14 protein-coding genes are annotated in these 16,071 nt (G+C 60.3%); 13 read left to right on the top strand and 1 reads right to left on the bottom strand.

Annotated features, from left to right (window positions below; translation table 11 throughout):
• The first annotated feature begins 23 nt into the window (after nucleotides 1–23).
• From AB8B29_RS22375 to AB8B29_RS22430, 12 genes are all read left to right on the top strand, one after another.
• Entirely contained in the window at nucleotides 24–1,517 is a 1,494-nt protein-coding gene (locus AB8B29_RS22375) for a sugar ABC transporter ATP-binding protein (protein WP_037197669.1), read from the top strand.
• Nucleotides 1,518–1,527: 10 nt separating this feature from the next.
• Nucleotides 1,528–2,547, top strand: coding sequence for an ABC transporter permease (locus tag AB8B29_RS22380; RefSeq protein WP_037197670.1), 1,020 nt, complete (start codon nucleotides 1,528–1,530; stop codon nucleotides 2,545–2,547).
• On the top strand, nucleotides 2,540–3,598 hold the full coding sequence (locus AB8B29_RS22385; protein WP_113102457.1) for an ABC transporter permease: 1,059 nt from the start codon (nucleotides 2,540–2,542) through the stop codon (nucleotides 3,596–3,598). The genes AB8B29_RS22380 and AB8B29_RS22385 overlap by 8 nt, the downstream gene beginning before the upstream one ends.
• Nucleotides 3,595–4,983 (top strand): FGGY-family carbohydrate kinase, encoded by a 1,389-nt coding sequence (locus AB8B29_RS22390; protein WP_037197671.1) that lies wholly within the window; start codon nucleotides 3,595–3,597, stop codon nucleotides 4,981–4,983. Before AB8B29_RS22385 ends, AB8B29_RS22390 begins: the two co-directional genes overlap by 4 nt.
• Before the next feature lie 32 nt (nucleotides 4,984–5,015).
• Nucleotides 5,016–5,672 (top strand): class II aldolase/adducin family protein, encoded by a 657-nt coding sequence (locus AB8B29_RS22395; RefSeq protein ID WP_051963631.1) that lies wholly within the window; start codon nucleotides 5,016–5,018, stop codon nucleotides 5,670–5,672.
• Between the two features lie 167 nt (nucleotides 5,673–5,839).
• Nucleotides 5,840–6,766, top strand: coding sequence for an ArsR/SmtB family transcription factor (locus tag AB8B29_RS22400; RefSeq protein WP_037197676.1), 927 nt, complete (start codon nucleotides 5,840–5,842; stop codon nucleotides 6,764–6,766).
• A 223-nt stretch (nucleotides 6,767–6,989) separates the two neighbouring features.
• Nucleotides 6,990–8,498, top strand: a complete 1,509-nt coding sequence (arfA, locus tag AB8B29_RS22405) for an arabinosylfuranosidase ArfA (RefSeq protein ID WP_037197677.1) — start codon at nucleotides 6,990–6,992, stop codon at nucleotides 8,496–8,498.
• Nucleotides 8,499–8,625: 127 nt separating this feature from the next.
• Nucleotides 8,626–10,527 (top strand): ABC transporter substrate-binding protein, encoded by a 1,902-nt coding sequence (locus AB8B29_RS22410; protein ID WP_037197679.1) that lies wholly within the window; start codon nucleotides 8,626–8,628, stop codon nucleotides 10,525–10,527.
• A 117-nt stretch (nucleotides 10,528–10,644) separates the two neighbouring features.
• The gene (locus AB8B29_RS22415; protein ID WP_037197680.1) at nucleotides 10,645–11,649 is read left to right on the top strand and encodes an ABC transporter permease; all 1,005 of its coding nucleotides are present in this window, start codon (nucleotides 10,645–10,647) and stop codon (nucleotides 11,647–11,649) included.
• A 4-nt stretch (nucleotides 11,650–11,653) separates the two neighbouring features.
• On the top strand, nucleotides 11,654–12,511 hold the full coding sequence (locus AB8B29_RS22420; protein ID WP_037197682.1) for an ABC transporter permease: 858 nt from the start codon (nucleotides 11,654–11,656) through the stop codon (nucleotides 12,509–12,511).
• A 2-nt stretch (nucleotides 12,512–12,513) separates the two neighbouring features.
• Nucleotides 12,514–13,497 (top strand): ABC transporter ATP-binding protein, encoded by a 984-nt coding sequence (locus AB8B29_RS22425; protein ID WP_037197683.1) that lies wholly within the window; start codon nucleotides 12,514–12,516, stop codon nucleotides 13,495–13,497.
• A gap of 2 nt (nucleotides 13,498–13,499) precedes the next feature.
• The gene (locus AB8B29_RS22430) at nucleotides 13,500–14,324 is read left to right on the top strand and encodes an ABC transporter ATP-binding protein (protein WP_037197686.1); all 825 of its coding nucleotides are present in this window, start codon (nucleotides 13,500–13,502) and stop codon (nucleotides 14,322–14,324) included.
• Nucleotides 14,325–14,346: 22 nt separating this feature from the next.
• Here AB8B29_RS22430 and AB8B29_RS22435 read toward each other — a convergent pair whose 3' ends face one another.
• Nucleotides 14,347–14,778: an Lrp/AsnC family transcriptional regulator gene (locus AB8B29_RS22435; protein WP_037197688.1), complete on the bottom strand. Its 432-nt coding sequence runs from the start codon at nucleotides 14,776–14,778 to the stop codon at nucleotides 14,347–14,349.
• Nucleotides 14,779–14,915: 137 nt separating this feature from the next.
• On the opposite strand from AB8B29_RS22435, the gene AB8B29_RS22440 reads away from it, so the two are divergent.
• Nucleotides 14,916–16,019: a saccharopine dehydrogenase family protein gene (locus tag AB8B29_RS22440; RefSeq protein ID WP_037197689.1), complete on the top strand. Its 1,104-nt coding sequence runs from the start codon at nucleotides 14,916–14,918 to the stop codon at nucleotides 16,017–16,019.
• The last annotated feature ends 52 nt before the right edge of the window (nucleotides 16,020–16,071 follow it).

The raw sequence follows: 16,071 nt of genomic DNA on the forward strand, positions 1-16,071 counted from the left end.
ACCCAAACAATCGGAGTGGATCGATGAGCGATGATGTTCCGTTTCTTCGTTTAACCGGGCTGTCCAAACGGTTCGGCGGCGTGCGTGCATTGGAGGAAATCGACTGGGACGTTCGCCCAGGCGAGATCCATTGCCTTGTCGGCGAGAACGGTTGCGGCAAGTCGACGCTCATCAAGACCGTTGCGGGGGTGCATCCGCCCTCGGCCGGCACCATCGAAATCGAAGGCAAGCCGGTTCTTCCGCTTGATCCGGCTCGCGCCAAGGCTCTGGGAATCCAGGTGATCTTTCAGGATCTGTCCCTGTTTCCCAATCTTTCCGTTGCAGAAAACATCGCCGTCGAAAACCATCTCGATCGGCTCTTGAAGCCGGTCAGCTGGAAGCGGATGCGCGAGAGTGCGAGTGCAGTCCTCGCAAGGCTCGGCTTTACCCTCGACCTCGATCTCGTGGTATCAGACCTTTCGGTTGCCGAGCGCCAGATCGTCGCCATTGCGCGCGGGCTCGTCGCCGAGGCGCGGCTGATCTTCATGGACGAGCCGACGGCCTCGCTGACGCGGACGGAGGTCGATCGTCTGCTCGGGATCGTCGGGCGGCTCAAGGCCGATGGCATTGCCGTCGTCTTCGTTTCCCACCGGCTTGACGAGGTGGTCGAGATCGCCGAGCGGGTGACCGTGATGCGCGACGGCCGCAAGGTCGGCACCTGGCCCGCCGATCAGGTGAACGAGAAGAGGATCGCGCATCTGATGACCGGGCTCGATATCGATCACTCGATTGTCGCCCGCGATATGGGCAAGGCCGAGCCTGTCCTTGAGGTCAGCGGTCTGTCACGTCGCGGCGAATTCGCCGATATCGATTTCACCCTTCGTCGCGGCGAGGTGCTGGGTATCTCCGGATTGCTGGGGTCGGGCCGCACCGAGCTTGCCTTGACGCTGTTCGGCATGCATCGCGCCGAGCACGGCAGCATTCGCCTGGAAGGCCGGCAGCTTGCGCTTCGCTCCAACCGCGACGCTGTGCGCGCCGGCATCGCCTACGTCTCCGAGGATCGTTTGAGCCTTGGCGTCATCCTGCAGCAATCGATCGGCGACAACATCATGCTCGCGGTCATGCGGGGCATGGCAAACCGGCTTGGGCTCATCCCCGGCAACGCACGCAGGCAACTCGCCGACGATTGGGTGCGGCGCCTCGCCATCAAGGTCCCGTCAGCCGATCGGGCCGTGCAGACGCTTTCGGGAGGCAATCAGCAGCGGGTCGTTCTGGCGAAGTGGCTCGCCACGCGGCCGAAGGTCCTGATCCTCGATTCCCCCACCGTCGGCGTCGATATCAAGAACAAGCAGGGCATCTACGATGTGGTCGCCGATCTGGCCCGCCAGGGCGTTGCTGTCATCCTCATCTCCGACGAGGTGTCCGAACTTTTCGCGACCTGTGACCGTATCCTGCACATGCGCGCCGGCCGCATCGTCGGCGAGGCGGTGCCGGGCGAGATCACCGAGGCCAACATGAAGGAGCGCATCTATGCATGAGGATAGCCAAATGGCCGCCGGATCGTCCTTTCTCGTGCAGTTGCGGCGCCGCCCGGAAGCGTGGCTGCTGGCGGTCATTGCCGTGGTGGTGATCGTCTTTTCGCTGACGGCGCGTGATTTCCTGACGCTTGCGAACATCATCGATCTGCTTGAGACCTATTCGGTGCAGGCGATCATGGCGATGGGGCTTTTCGTCGTCCTGGTTTCCGGCGGCATCGACATCTCCTTTGCGGCTACGGCATCCGTGGCGCAATACTGCGCGGCGCTGCTCGCAACGCAGCTCGGATTTCCCGCGCCTGTCGTCATCCTCTGCGGTCTGGCGATCGGTGTCGCGCTCGGCTGCCTGAATGCGCTGCTCGTCCACTATGTGCGCATCACGTCCATCATCGCCACGATCGCCATGATGAGCGTCAGCTTTTCGCTGCTCATGTATTTCTCGGGCGGCAAGTCGATCTATACGCTGCCGGACTGGTGGACGAATCGCATCGTGTTCTGGCGGATGGAGACGGCATCGGGCGATATCGTCCGGGTGACGCTTCCGATCGTCGCGATGGCGGTCGTCACCCTGTTTACATGGGCATGGATGACCCGCTCTTCGGTTGGGCGTCAGCTCTATGCCATGGGGGGAAATGCCGAGGCCGCGCGGCGGGTCGGCATGAATATCGGCCGCCTGCAATTCGTCGCCTACGGCTATCTCGGGCTGATGGCGGCGATCGCCGGGCTCCTGCAGGCCCACCGGGTCGGCGAAAGCGTGCCCAATGCCATGTACAATACCGAGCTTGCCGTGCTCTCCGCCGCTGTTCTCGGCGGCGCCAGCCTGACGGGCGGCATCGGCACCGTGCCTGGCGTGCTGCTCGGCATCGTGCTCCTGGCCGTGCTGCAGAACGGGCTCAACCTGCTCGGCGTCTCCTCCTATTTCTTCCAGATCGTCATCGGCGTCACCATTCTGATTTCGACCTCGATCACGGTGATCAGCTCGCGGCCGGGCCGCCGCCATCGTATCATCGCGGGAGCACCATCCAATGGCTGAACCGCCGCTTCTCTATAATCTCAACAACGGTCTTTCCGACCTGATGACGCGCATGAAGGCGGGCATTCCCGGCGCACATACGGGGCTTGTCGTTCTGCTTGTACTGCTGGTTGCCGGCTTTTCCCTGTTTATTCCGAACTTTGCCTCGGTCGGCACTCTGCAATCGTTCATGTATCAACTGCCGCTGCTGGGGCTGCTGTCGCTGGCGATGATGGCGCCCCTGATAACAGGCGGCCTCAATCTGGCGATCATCGCCACGACGAACCAGTGCGCGCTTCTGATGGCCTTCATCATGCAGAGCCTGATCACGCCCGATAGCAGCGCCGGCTCGGCCGCAGCCGTCATCGTTCTGGCACTTGTCGCCGGCCTGGCGCTTTGCCTTCTCATCGGCCTCGTCACCGGCACGCTCATCGCCTATACCGGCGTCCATCCGATCCTCATCACGCTCGGCACGAAATCGCTGATCGACGGCATCAGCATCTATCTGACCCGCGGCATGGCCCTTTCGGGTATACCGGACGGGTTTGCCCGTATTGGCACGATGACGATCGTCGGCGTGCCGCTGATCTTCCTGCTATTGATTGTGGTGGCGGTGATCGTCAGCATCATTTTGCGGCGCACCGCTTTCGGCGTCGCCTGCGCCATGATCGGCTCCAACATCGAGGCCGCGCGCTATTCGGCGATCGACACGCGTCGCGTGCTGGTCGGCGTCTATGTCATGTCGAGCCTGATCTGCTTCTTTGCTGCGCTGGTCATGCTGGCAACTTTCAATTCGGCCAGCGCGGATTATGCCCAATCCTATCTGCTGGTGACGATTCTTGCGGCCGTCCTTGGCGGCGTCGATCCTTTCGGCGGCTTCGGCACGGCCGGCGGCCTGATGCTGGCGCTTGCCATCCTGCAGGTCATTTCCTCAGGCTTCAACCAGTTCGGCCTCAGCAACTATCTCACGGTGGCGATATGGGGCGGCACCCTCATCTTCGTCGCCATGGCCCAGACGGTACGCCCCTATCTCATGGGATTGCTGCCCTCACGTTTCTATGGTTCGAAATGAGCATTGTCGCGGTCTTCGATATCGGCAAGACGAATGTGAAGCTATCGGCGGCGAGCGACGACGGCCGCGTCTTGGAAACTCTGTCGACGCCGAATGTCGTAAAGGACGGTCCGCCCTATCGCCATCATGATCTCGACGGGCTGGACGACTGGCTGATCGACAGCCTGGCCGCGCTCGGCCGCCGGCATGATATCGGCGCGATCGTCACCTGCGCCCACGGCTCCGGCGGCGTGCTGGTCGACAGGCAAGGCGCTGCGTTGCCGATGATCGACTATGAGCAGCCCACGCCCGCCGACGTCGATGCATACTACAGGAAGATTGTCGGCTCCCATCGCGAAAGGGCGAGCGCCGTCATGCTCGGTGCGGCACATCTCGCGCGGCAGATGCTGTGGCAGGAGATGCACTGGCCCGAGACTTTTGCTGGAGCCTCCGCCTATCTCGCCACGCCGCAATATTGGGCCTTCCGCCTGTCCGGCGTTCTCGCAAGCGAGGTGACGAGCCTGGCCGCGCAATCGCATCTCTGGGCATCGGCCGACGGGCGGCCGTCTGCTCTCGTAGCAAATCGCGGCTGGCAGCGGCTCATGCCGCCGATGCGACGCGCCTGGGAGACACTCGGCCCCATAAGGCCGGACATTGCCAAGCGTACCGATCTTAAGCCGACGACCCGCATTCTGTGCGGCGTGCACGACTCCTCGGCCAATTTCTATCGCTACCAGGCGGCGGATCTCTCCGACGTCACGGTCATCTCGACGGGAACCTGGATCGTGGCGCTGACCGATCGTACCGGCGTCGATTTCAATGTCGAGCGTCCGGGGCACTCATGCAATGCCGATGTGTTCGGCAATCCGATGCCCGGCATGCTGACCATGGGCGGGCGCGAGTTCGCCGCCGTCGCCGCGACTGCCTCCGGCCCGGCCTCGCTGCCGGCCCTTCAGCAGATCGTCGCATCCGGGACTTTTGCAGTGCCGACATTCGGTTCGGATGACGGGCTCTTTCCCGGCACGGCAGGCTGCGGCCGTCTTGAGGGGCCGCTAGCCCGCGACGAGAATATCCGCTTCACGCTTGCTGTCCTCTATTCGGCGCTTCTGACTGCGGCCTGCGTGGATGATCTGCCGCCGGCGAAAACGGTGGTTCTGGACGGCAATTTCGTCGTCGATCCCCTTTATGGCGCCGTCGTCGCGGCGCTGTTGCCGGATCGGCGCGTGCTGGTCAGCCGCAGCACGACGGGAACGGCGACGGGTGCCGCTATGCTCGCCGCGCACGAAACACGGGCATCGCCCGTGACGCTGGCGGCCGAAGCGCCGGATATATCAGGCCTTCCCGACCTTTCATCATACCAGAGGCGCTGGCGTGCCCTGGTCAAGACAATGGAGCAAGCATCGTGACGACATATGACGACAATAGCCTGCGCGAGGACATGGTGGCGGTCTGCCGCCGGATGAACGCCTCCGGCATCAATCAGGGAACGGCCGGCAACGTGTCGGTGCGCAATCCCAAGGGGTTTCTGGTCACGCCGACTTCCCTGCCTTACGACATGATGCGGCCCAATGATCTGGTGCAGATGTATTTCGACGGCAGCTACGAGGGTGAGCGCCGGCCATCATCCGAATGGCGCTTTCATCGGGACATTCTAGCTTCCCGCCAGGACATCGATTGCGTGCTGCATTGCCATTCGGTCTATGCGACCACGCTTGCGGTGCATCACAAGACCATTCCGAGCTTTCACTACATGACGGGCGTTGCCGGCGGCACGACGATCCGCTGCGCACGCTACGCCACTTTCGGCACCCAGGCGCTCTCGGATGCGGCGATCGAGGCCCTGCAGGACAGGCTTGCCTGCCTGCTCGGCCAGCATGGCCAGATATCGCTTGGCAAGACGCCCGCGGCTGCACTCGCCTTGGCGATAGAGGTCGAGACCCTGTCGCGCCTCTATGTTCAGGCGCTGACGCTCGGCGAGCCGCCCATTCTTGATGACGAGGAAATGGCGCGCGTGATCCAGCAGATGAAGAATATGAGCTATGGGCAGGCGCCGGATCTGGATGGTGTCAACGACGTGGCAAGACGCAAGCAGTAATTCGAAATCGCAAGGCAAATCTCGTCCAGCGTGTCCCGGTATATCGGCTGTCAATGGTGTCCTCATGCCGAGCGGGGAGGCGCCTGCGATGATCTTACGTCGATATCTCTTGTGAAATCAAAAATCCTGATATAAATGAAGCTTATTGATGGGGCATTCAGGATTCGATGAAGCGCGGCTTTCTGACAATTTATGCGGGTGAGAATGCCGCGGTTTTGCGGGCGCTTTCGGCGCCGGCGCGCGTCGACATGTTGAAGCTGCTCTGCGCCAAGGGCGCCATGAACGTCAACGAGATCGCCCGCGAGCTGGATCTGCCGCAGTCGACCGTCGCCACCGGCATCATGATCCTGGAGGAGGCCGGTCTTGTCGAAACCAAGGCGGCCAAGGCGCGCAAGGGTTACCAGAAGATCTGCACGGCGCTTTACGACGAAATCCTTGTGAGCTTCGAGGATACGGCCTTCAAGCATGATGAGGATGTGATCGAGGTTGCCATGCCGATTGGCCTCTATACGAGCTGCGAGACGCATGCGCCCTGCGGCCTGTGCTCGACCGAAGGGGTGATCGGGCTTCTCGACGTTCCCGACTATTTCCTCGATCCGCAGCGTATGCAGGCCGGCCTTCTCTGGTTCGGTCGCGGCCACGTGGAATATAAATTCCCCAACAATGCCAAGATCTTGAACAAGGCCGTCAATGCCATCGAATTCTCGATGGAGCTGTCGTCCGAAGTGCCGGGCACCAATCCCGACTGGCCATCCGACATCACGATCTGGGTCAACGGCGTTGCCGTTGGCACCTGGACGTCGCCGGGGGATTATGGCGACAAGCGCGGGGCCTTCACGCCGGGCTGGTGGAAGCTCGAAGGCTCGCAATACGGCAAGCTCAAGACCTGGCGAATTTCGAAGAAGGGCACCTTCATCGACGGCGTCGTCGCGTCCGACGTGACCGTCGACGACCTCGCCATCAGCCAGCATTCTTCAATCCGTCTGAGGATCGGCATTGCCGAGGACGCGCGCCACACGGGTGGCGTCAACATTTTCGGTCGTGGTTTCGGCAATTATGGCCGAGATATTCTGATGCGCATCGACCTGACGTGAAAAGAAATCATATTTTCTGATATATAGCGCGCAATCGGGCCGAATCTCGAATTTGTCATATTTTTTATAGATAATTGTTTTATCATCATATTTCTGCATTCGTAGACTGCGAATACACGATTATTTACGCGGAATGCTCCCTCAATGGCGTTGACGACCCTATAAAACTGTATCAAGATCAAGGTATAAGAACGAGATATATGATACATAAGGGAGGATAGCCGTGAAGGCGGACGTGGTCATCCATCGCGATTTCCGAATTGCCGACATCGACGATCGACTTTACAGCTCGTTTCTGGAGCATCTGGGCAGGGCGATCTACGGAGGCATCTATGAGCCCGGCCATCCGACCGCCGATGAGCACGGCTTTCGCCGAGATGTCATCGAACTGGTCCGCGAGCTGAATTCACCCTACTGCCGCTATCCCGGCGGCAATTTCGTCTCCGCCTATAATTGGGAAGACGGTGTCGGACCTCGTTCGGAGCGGCCGGTGCGCCTCGATCTTGCCTGGCGGACGCGCGAGAGCAACCAGATCGGCGTCAACGAATTCGTCGATTGGTGCAAGAAGGCCAATACGAAGCCGATGCTCGCCGTCAATCTGGGGTCACGCGGGCTGGATGATGCTCGCAACTTCCTCGAATACTGCAATCATCCCGGCGGGACCTATTGGTCGGATCTGCGGCGCAAGCACGGTTGGGCTGATCCCCATGGAGTCAAACTGTGGTGCCTCGGTAACGAGATGGACGGCCCATGGCAGGTCGGCCATAAGTCTGCCTATGAATATGGCCGTCTGGCCGATGAAACGGCAAAAGCCATGCGCGGTTTCGACAAATCGCTGGAACTGGTCGTCTGCGGCTCGTCGAATTCCGACATGAAGACCTATCCCGATTGGGAAGCCCAGGTCCTGGAACAGTGCTACGACAGCGCCGACCATATCTCGCTTCACATGTATTTCGCCAACCGCGAGAAGAACACGCTCAACTATCTCGCCAAGGCTGAAAAGCTTGACCGCTACATCGTCACCATCGGCGGCGTCATCGACTATATCAAGGCAAAGAAGCGCTCGAAGAAGACGATTGGCATCTCCTTCGACGAATGGAACGTCTGGTACCATTCCAACCAGCAGGACAAGGATATCCTGGCGCGCGACGAATGGCCGGATGCGCCGCACCTGCTTGAGGATGTCTATAATTTCGAGGATGTGCTGCAGGTCGGCGGCATCCTCAACACCTTCATTCGCCGCTCCGACCGCGTGCGCATCGCCTGTATCGCCCAACTCGTCAACGTCATCGCGCCGATCATGACGGAGGATGGCGGCCCGGCATGGCGGCAGACCATTTATTATCCCCTTTATTTCGCCTCGAAATACGGTCGCGGTTATGCGCTGCGCCTGGTCGCCGACGGTCCGACCTACGACAGCGACGAGGCCGACGACGTGCCCTATCTCGATGTCTCCGCGGTTCACGACGTGGCGGCCAATATGGTCACGCTGTTCGCCGTCAACCGGCATCCGGACAGTGCACTCGACCTCGACACCCGGCTGGAGGGCTTTGCCGGCGCCCGCGTCGTCGAGCAACATGAGATGGTTCATGAGGACTTGGCGGCGGTCAACACGGCATCGCGGCCGAATGCGGTCGTTCCGACCAGCACCAGCGATGCGAAAGTCGAGGACGGCCGGCTTCGCGCCACATTGAAGCCGCTGTCCTACACGGTGATCCGGCTGTCGGTATGACAGCTGGCGGCCGCAAGATCGCGAGGAGGCGGTCCCGGTCGGCCTAGGCAGCGTAAGGAGAAGAAAGTCGCGGTCCGCCCGGCAGTGTCCGGGCGCAACGCGCAATCGATAACAACGGGAGGAGATCATGCAACAGTGGAAGAAGCTTGCTTTCGGCGTCGCACTGGCCACGTTCGGCCTCATCGCGGCAGCCAAGGCTCAGGATTATACCGCCTTGCCTCGCAAGGAGACGCTGATCGTCGAAAATCCGGAGGGAACGGTCAAGAATCCCGGTTGGTTCAACGTCTGGGTCAATGGCGGCGGCGGCGTTTCGACCGGCCTGCAGCAGTTGACCATGGACACGCTCTGGTACATCGACCCCGAGAAGGGGTTGGGCGGCTCGGCGTGGGACAATTCGCTCGCCGCCGACAAGCCGCAATATAATGACGACTTCACCCAGATGACGGTGAAGCTGCGCAAGGGCCTGTACTGGAGCGACGGCGTCGAGTTCACAGCCGACGATGTCGTCTACACCGTCAAGACGCAGATGGACCATCCGGGCATGAACTGGAGCGCGGCTTTCTCGGTGCAGGTCGCAAGCGTTGAGGCGCCGGATCCCTATACCGTCGTCTTCAAGCTGAAGAAGCCGAACTCGCGCTTCCACGCCATTTTCACAGTGCGCTGGAACGGCGCCTGGATCATGCCGAAGCATGTCTTCGAAAAGGTTGCCGATCCGGTTCGCTATGATTTCGCCAATCCGGTCTCGCTTGGCGCCTACAAGCTGAAAACCTATGATCCGCAGGGCAAATGGTATACCTGGGAAAAGCGCGACGACTGGCAGCGCACCTCGCTTGCCCGCTTCGGCGAACCCGCTCCGAAATACGTCACCTATGTTGATCCCGGCCCGCCGGATAAGCGCACCATCGCTCAGCTCGAGCATAATCTCGATATCATTCACGACAACACGCCGGAGGGCATGTTCACGCTGAAGGAAAAATCGAAGACGGTCGACAGCTGGTTCCCCGGTTTTCCCTTCGCGCATCCCGATCCGACCTTGCCGGCCGTGATCTTCAACAATCAGGATCCGTTGTTCCAGAATGCCGATGTACGCTGGGCGCTTGCCTTGCTCATCGATATCAAGGCTGTGGATATGGCGAGCTATCGTGGCACCGCGACGCTCTCCGCCCTCGGCGTCCCGCCAACGGCGATTGCCATGACGGACTATCAGGCGCCGCTGCAGGATTGGTTGAAGAGTTTCGAGATCGATACTGGCAAGCGCAAGATCAAGCCCTATGATCCGACGATCGGCCAGCAGATCGCCGATATGCTGCGCAAGCAGCCGAAATATAAGGATCAGATCCCGACCGATCCGGCCGCCATCAGCGCCGCCTTCGGCTATGGCTGGTGGAAGCCCGATCCGCAGGCTGCCGCCGAACTGCTGGAAAAGGCCGGCTTCAAGAAGGTCGGCGGCAAGTGGATGACGCCGGATGGACAACCCTTCAAGATCCGCTTGACGGTCGAAGGTGATACGCGCTCTGTCTTCACCCGAGCTGGCACGTTGATCGCCCAGCAATGGGCGGCTTTCGGCATCGACGCCAAGGCAGTTCCGACCGTCAATCTCTGGCAGGTCGCGCTCCAGCCAGGCGATTTTCAGGTGGCTATCGCCTGGAGCGTGGAGACCTGGGGCGGCGATCCCGATCTGTCCTTCTTCCTCGACAGCTGGCATTCGGAATTCGTTGCCAAGAAGGGTGAAAACCAGGCGCCGCGCAATTGGCAGCGCTGGTCCAATCCGGAACTCGACAAGATCATCGAGAACGTTCGCCGCGTCAGTGCCGATGATCCGAAGGGCGTCGAACTCGGCAAGGACTATCTGAAGCTCGTTGCCCGGGAAATGCCGACCATCCCGTTGATGTCCTATAACGTCTTCACCTCGATGGATACGACCTACTGGAAGGGCTATCCGACCATATCGGACCCCTACACCGACCCCGTTCCCAACTGGGCTAACTCCCGGTTGATGATGGTCAAGCTGAAGCCGGCTCAGCCGTAGATCTCCCAACCCTGATGCGGCAGCCGCCGCGTCAGGCACCTTTCGCCGGACACTAGGCACGTCCGGCGAATCTTTTCAGTAAAAGATGAAGCGCAAGCAGCAAGGAAGACGGCCGGCATGACGTCCTATCCAGTTTTCGTATTGAAGCGATTTGGTCAGTTCCTGCTCGTTGTCTTCCTTGGCATTTCCGCGACCTTCTTCATCACCCATATGACGCCGATCGATCCCGTCGAGGAAAGCATCGGCGCTATACAGCAGATGGGGCAGTCCGATCCCCGTGCCGTTGACTTGATGCGCCAGTCGCTTCGCGAACTCTATGGGCTCGAAGGCTCCGTCTGGCAGCAATATCTTCACTTCTGGGGCCGCCTTGCCACGGGTGATCTCGGGCCGTCGCTATCGGCATTTCCAACGCCCGTTTCCACCATCATCGCAAGAGCACTGCCCTGGACAATCGGCCTGATGACCGTCTCGGTGATCATCACCTTTATCCTCGGCAACATGATCGGTGCGCTTGCGGGCTACTACCGCAAGAGCATGGTGCTGAAGGCCGTCAGTCTCGTCTTCATCGCCATGCAGCCGATACCTTATTATATCCTCGCCTTCGTGCTTATCATCCTCTTCGGCTATCTCTGGCCGATCCTGCCGATCAATGGCGGCTATGAGATGAACACCGATCTGCGGCTGTCCTTTTCGCTGGTGCTCGACATTCTGCGCCACTCGATCCTGCCGGCGCTGTCGCTGATCCTCGTCGGGACTGGCAGCTGGCTCATTGGCATGCGGGCGCTCGTCTCCAATATCATCACCGAGGACTATGTCGTCTTCGCCGAACTCGGCGGCGTGCCGAAGCGCAAAATCCTGCGCTCCTACATCGCCCGCAATGCCATGGTGCCGCAGTTTACCGGCCTTGCCATGTCGCTCGGAGCGGTCTTCAACGGCACCGTCATCACCGAAATCGTCTTCGGCTATCCGGGCATCGGCAATCTGCTGATCTCGGCCGTGCATGCCGGGGACTACAGTCTCGTCCTGGGGCTTAGTGCGCTGTCGATCGTCGGCGTCGCTGCCGCAGTCTTCATCATCGACATATTGGGTCCGCTGATCGACCCACGCATTAAGGTGGAGTAGGGCCATGCTGACGATCGTTCGCGACCTTGCCCGCCAGAATACCGAATTCCTTTCCGGCCTCCTGCTGCTTGCCATCATTGTCGGGCTGGTGATCCTGTCCTACTTCTCGCCCTACGGTCCTTCAGATATCTATGTGTTGCCGCCCGACATGCCGCCCGACGGGCAATATTGGCTGGGCACGACCTCGCGCGGCCAGGACGTCTTCTGGCAGCTCACGACGGCGCTCCGCAATACGCTCTATTTCGGTATTGGCGTTGCGTTCCTGTCGCGCATCATCTCGCTGGTGGTGGGACTGGTGGCGGGCTATGCCGGCGGCATCGTCGATCGGGTGCTGATGGCGATCAATGACAGCATCATGGTCATTCCGCAGTTCCCGGTGCTGATCCTGTTCTATTTCGTGCTGAAGGACGGAATGACGTGGACGGTGCTCATCATCGTCATGGCTTCGCTCGGCTGGTCCTATGACGCGCGCCTGATCCGCTCGGTGGCGATCAGCCTGAAGACGCGCCCCTTTACCACGCAGAGCGTCTATTCCGGCATGAGCATGTCCAAGATCCTTGTCCAGGAGCATCTGCCCTATGTGCTGCCGATCGTCTTCGCCACGACCATGAACAACATGATCTGGTCGATCGGCATGGAGATCACGCTCTCGGTGCTCGGCTTCACCGATATCGAGACACCGACCATGGGCATGATGATCTATTGGGCCAACGCCCATTCGGCGCTGATCGCCGGAACCTGGTGGTGGGTCGCAGCACCCGTCGCCGCCATCATCGTGCTTTTCATGGCGCTCTTCCTGCTGTCGATGTCGATGAACGAATACAATGATCCGCGCAGTCGCTTGAACCGGATGGGGGGCTAGGAATGGAGCCTGTGGTCGAGGTCAACAACCTCAAGGCATATTACCGGGCCTTCCTCTATGGTGTCGATCGTGAAGTGCGCGCTGTCGATGATGTCAGCCTGAGGATCGGTCGCGGCGAGATTTATGGCGTCGCCGGCGAATCCAGCAGCGGCAAGACGACATTGATCAAGACGATTGCCGGCGCCATCCGTCCACCGCTTCGGGTGGTTTCCGGTTCGGTGAAATTTCACTTCAATAGCGGCACGCAGGATATCTACGCCATGGCGCCGGAGCAGCGGGCGGCGCTTCGGTGGCGGCATCTGTCCTATATCATGCAGGGCTCGATGAACGTGCTCAATCCCGTCCGGCGTATCCGCCATTCGTTCACGGATTTTGCCTTTCGCCACATGAAAGTCGATCGCGGTGCCTTCTTTGATCGGGTCGGCGCTCATCTGCAGCGCCTGAAACTCGATGCCGATCTCCTGAATGCCTATCCGCATGAATTGTCCGGCGGCATGCGCCAGCGCATGACGATTGCGCTCGCCACCATCCTGACGCCGGAATTCATCATCGCCGACGAGCCGACGACCGCGCTCGACGTCATCGTGCAGCGCGATGTCCTGCAGATGATCCGGGAGATACAGCGCGAGATGGGGTCCTCCTTCCTGTTCGTTACCCATGACATGGGGGTGCATGCTGCCGTCTCCGACCGCATCGGCATCGTCTATGCCGGCCGGCTGGTCGAGGAGGCGCCGACGCGCAAGCTCTTTCATCTGCCGCTGCATCCCTATACGCAGCATCTGGTGGCGAGCCTGCCGCGCATCGGCGATCTCTCCACCCGTCCCTCGCTCGAGGGCAGACCGCCCAATCTCGCCATGCCGCCGGAAGGGTGCCGTTTTCATCCGCGGTGTCCCAAGCGCATGGATATCTGCAGCCGCGAAGCGCCGCCGATGGTGAACGTCGAGCCGGATCGTCGCGTCGCCTGTTTCGCCGTGACAGGAGCATAGATTTGAGCGACCTGCTTTCCCTCTCGCATGTCACCAAGCTTTACCGTCAGGGCGGAATGCTGAGCCGCCGGCATGTCACGGCTGTCCGCGACGTCAGCTTGAGGCTTGGCGAGGAGCCGGAAATTCTCTCCATCGTCGGTGAATCCGGCTCCGGGAAATCGACCATCGCGGCGATGATCCTCGGCCAAACGGCGCCAACGTCGGGCATCCTGAATTTTCGCGGCCGGCCCGTTGCCGTTCATGGAAAGGTTGAACGGCGCGCCTTCATGCGCGAAGTTCAACCAGTCCTTCAGAATCCGTTCGAAGCGTTCAATCCGCTTAAGAAGGTTGATCGATATCTCTTTGAAACCGCGCGAAATTTTTCACCTGATGGTATCAGGCCAAGCCAGGCCGATATCGAACGCATGGCCGACAGGGCGCTTGTCCATATCGGCCTGACGCTTGCCGAAGTGAAGGGCCGGTTTCCGCATGAATTGTCGGGCGGTCAGCTGCAGCGAACCGCGATCGCGCGCGCGCTCATACCGCAGCCCAGACTGCTGGTGGCCGACGAGCCCGTTTCCATGGTCGATGCGTCCCTTAGAATGGCAATCGTCAACCTCTTCAGCCAGCTGAAGAAAGAACTCGGTCTGTCGATCATCTATATCACCCATGACCTTGCGACGGCCTATTACATCAGCGACCGGATCATCATCATGAAGAAGGGGGAGATCGTCGAGGAGGGCGGGGCGCGTGCCGTTCTCGACAATCCGCAGCATCCCTATTCGCGCGCCTTGAAGGAGGCGGTGCTATCCGCCAGCCCGGATATGGAGCCAGCTTCGCTAGTGTGATCCCACAGGCACGGGTTTGCTTTCAGCGCGCAATCCGCGTCGAAAGGATGATGGACGATAGCGTCCGCTCGACGCCGTCGATCTTGCCGATCTCATCGATCAGATGGTCAAGCTCGGAAATCGACGGAGCCGCGACGATGGCGATCAGATCGAAGGTACCGCTGACGGAGTGAAGCGTCGTCACCTCATGGATCGCGTCCAGCGATGCCGTCACTGCCGAGAGCGCCTTCGGCGCAATGGTGATCAGAATGTGGGCGCGGATGAGACCTGAAAGATAGGCCTCCGACAGTCGCACGCCATAACCCGCGATTACGCCTTCCCTCTCAAGCCGCTCGAGCCGAGCCTGAACTGTCGTTCGCGACAGCGACAGCTTCTTGGCCAGTGTCGCCACCGGCACGCGGGCATTCTGGCCGAGCAACGACAGCAGCTCGCGATCCTTCCCTGTTACCTGCATGGCTCATCCTGCATTCTGTTCAAATGGATAGTCATATTGCTTAGATTTATACAACGAAACGCGTTTTCTGTCGCTATGAATCGTCCAGCTCCTGCCTACACTTATAAAAATCCTATAGTGAAACACAGGGGAAATATATGAAAGAGATAGTGGTGATCGGCGCAGGCAAGATCGGCGGAGCGATCGCTCTGATGCTGGCCGAGACCGGCGATTACAAGGTTATTGTCGCCGACCGCAGCCAGGAGCAGCTTGCCAAGATCGACCACCATCCTGCAATTTCCACCGCAGCCGTCGATATCGCCGACAGTGAAGGGCTGGTGGCCGTTCTGACCGGGAAGTTCGCCGTGCTGTCAGCCGCGCCCTTCCACTTGACCGGCTTTGTCGCCGAAGCTGCGCTGGAAGCCGGCGTTCACTATCTTGATCTTACCGAGGATGTCGCCACGACGAGGAAGGTAGAGGAGCTGGCCCAGGGCGCACGCACCGCCTTCATCCCGCAATGCGGCCTGGCGCCAGGCTTCATCTCGATCGTCGCAAATGATCTCGCCAAGCGTTTCGATAGCCTCGACAGCGTGCGCATGCGGGTCGGCGCGCTGCCGCAATATCCATCCAACGCCCTGAACTACAATTTGACCTGGAGCACGGACGGCCTGATCAACGAGTATATCGAGCCGTGCGAAGCAATCGTCGAAGGCAAGCTCGTGACGGTGCCGGCCTTGGAAGAGAGAGAGGAATTCTCCCTCGACGGCATCACCTATGAGGCTTTCAACACCTCCGGCGGCCTCGGAACGCTCGCCAAGACGCTGGCCGGTCGCGTGCGCACGATGAACTACCGCACGATCCGCTACCCCGGCCACCAGGCCATCATCAAGGCGCTCTTGAATGACCTGAACCTCAGGAATCGCCGCGATGTGTTGAAGGATCTGTTCGAAAACGCGCTGCCCGCGACGATGCAGGATGTGGTCGTCGTCTTCGTCACCGTCTGCGGCTGGCGCGACGGGCGGTACATGCAGGAAACCTACGCCAATAAGGTCTATGCTGGTGTCGTTGCCGGCAAAAAGATGAGCGCCATCCAGATCACCACGGCTGCCGGCATTACGACCGTGCTTGACCTGCTTTCCCATGGCAAGCTTCCCACCAAGGGCTTTGTTCGTCAGGAGGAAATCGATCTCGGCGACTTTCTCGCCAATCGCTTCGGGCAGGTCTACGGCCTGGAGAAGCTCAGGGTGAGAGAAGCGGTGTAAGCCGAAGTCATTGCTTGCTAAACAAGTGGCGCCGCAACGGGCGCCACATTCG

The sequence above is a fragment of the Rhizobium sp. 11_C7_N12_5 genome, assembly GCF_051811145.1.
GTDB classification, from domain to species: domain Bacteria; phylum Pseudomonadota; class Alphaproteobacteria; order Rhizobiales; family Rhizobiaceae; genus Rhizobium; species Rhizobium lusitanum.

Excerpts from the sequence above, each read along its gene's own strand:
- AB8B29_RS22410 (WP_037197679.1), top strand. The coding sequence starts at position 8,626 with ATGCAACAGTGGAAGAAGCTTGCTTTCGGCGTCGCACTGGCCACGTTC.
- AB8B29_RS22400 (WP_037197676.1), top strand. The coding sequence starts at position 5,840 with ATGAAGCGCGGCTTTCTGACAATTTATGCGGGTGAGAATGCCGCGGTT.
- AB8B29_RS22435 (WP_037197688.1), bottom strand. The coding sequence starts at position 14,778 with ATGCAGGTAACAGGGAAGGATCGCGAGCTGCTGTCGTTGCTCGGCCAG.
- AB8B29_RS22375 (WP_037197669.1), top strand. The coding sequence starts at position 24 with ATGAGCGATGATGTTCCGTTTCTTCGTTTAACCGGGCTGTCCAAACGG.
- AB8B29_RS22395 (WP_051963631.1), top strand. The coding sequence starts at position 5,016 with ATGGTGGCGGTCTGCCGCCGGATGAACGCCTCCGGCATCAATCAGGGA.
- AB8B29_RS22415 (WP_037197680.1), top strand. The coding sequence starts at position 10,645 with ATGACGTCCTATCCAGTTTTCGTATTGAAGCGATTTGGTCAGTTCCTG.
- AB8B29_RS22385 (WP_113102457.1), top strand. The coding sequence starts at position 2,540 with ATGGCTGAACCGCCGCTTCTCTATAATCTCAACAACGGTCTTTCCGAC.
- AB8B29_RS22390 (WP_037197671.1), top strand. The coding sequence starts at position 3,595 with ATGAGCATTGTCGCGGTCTTCGATATCGGCAAGACGAATGTGAAGCTA.
- AB8B29_RS22425 (WP_037197683.1), top strand. The coding sequence starts at position 12,514 with ATGGAGCCTGTGGTCGAGGTCAACAACCTCAAGGCATATTACCGGGCC.
- AB8B29_RS22420 (WP_037197682.1), top strand. The coding sequence starts at position 11,654 with ATGCTGACGATCGTTCGCGACCTTGCCCGCCAGAATACCGAATTCCTT.
- AB8B29_RS22380 (WP_037197670.1), top strand. The coding sequence starts at position 1,528 with ATGGCCGCCGGATCGTCCTTTCTCGTGCAGTTGCGGCGCCGCCCGGAA.
- AB8B29_RS22440 (WP_037197689.1), top strand. The coding sequence starts at position 14,916 with ATGAAAGAGATAGTGGTGATCGGCGCAGGCAAGATCGGCGGAGCGATC.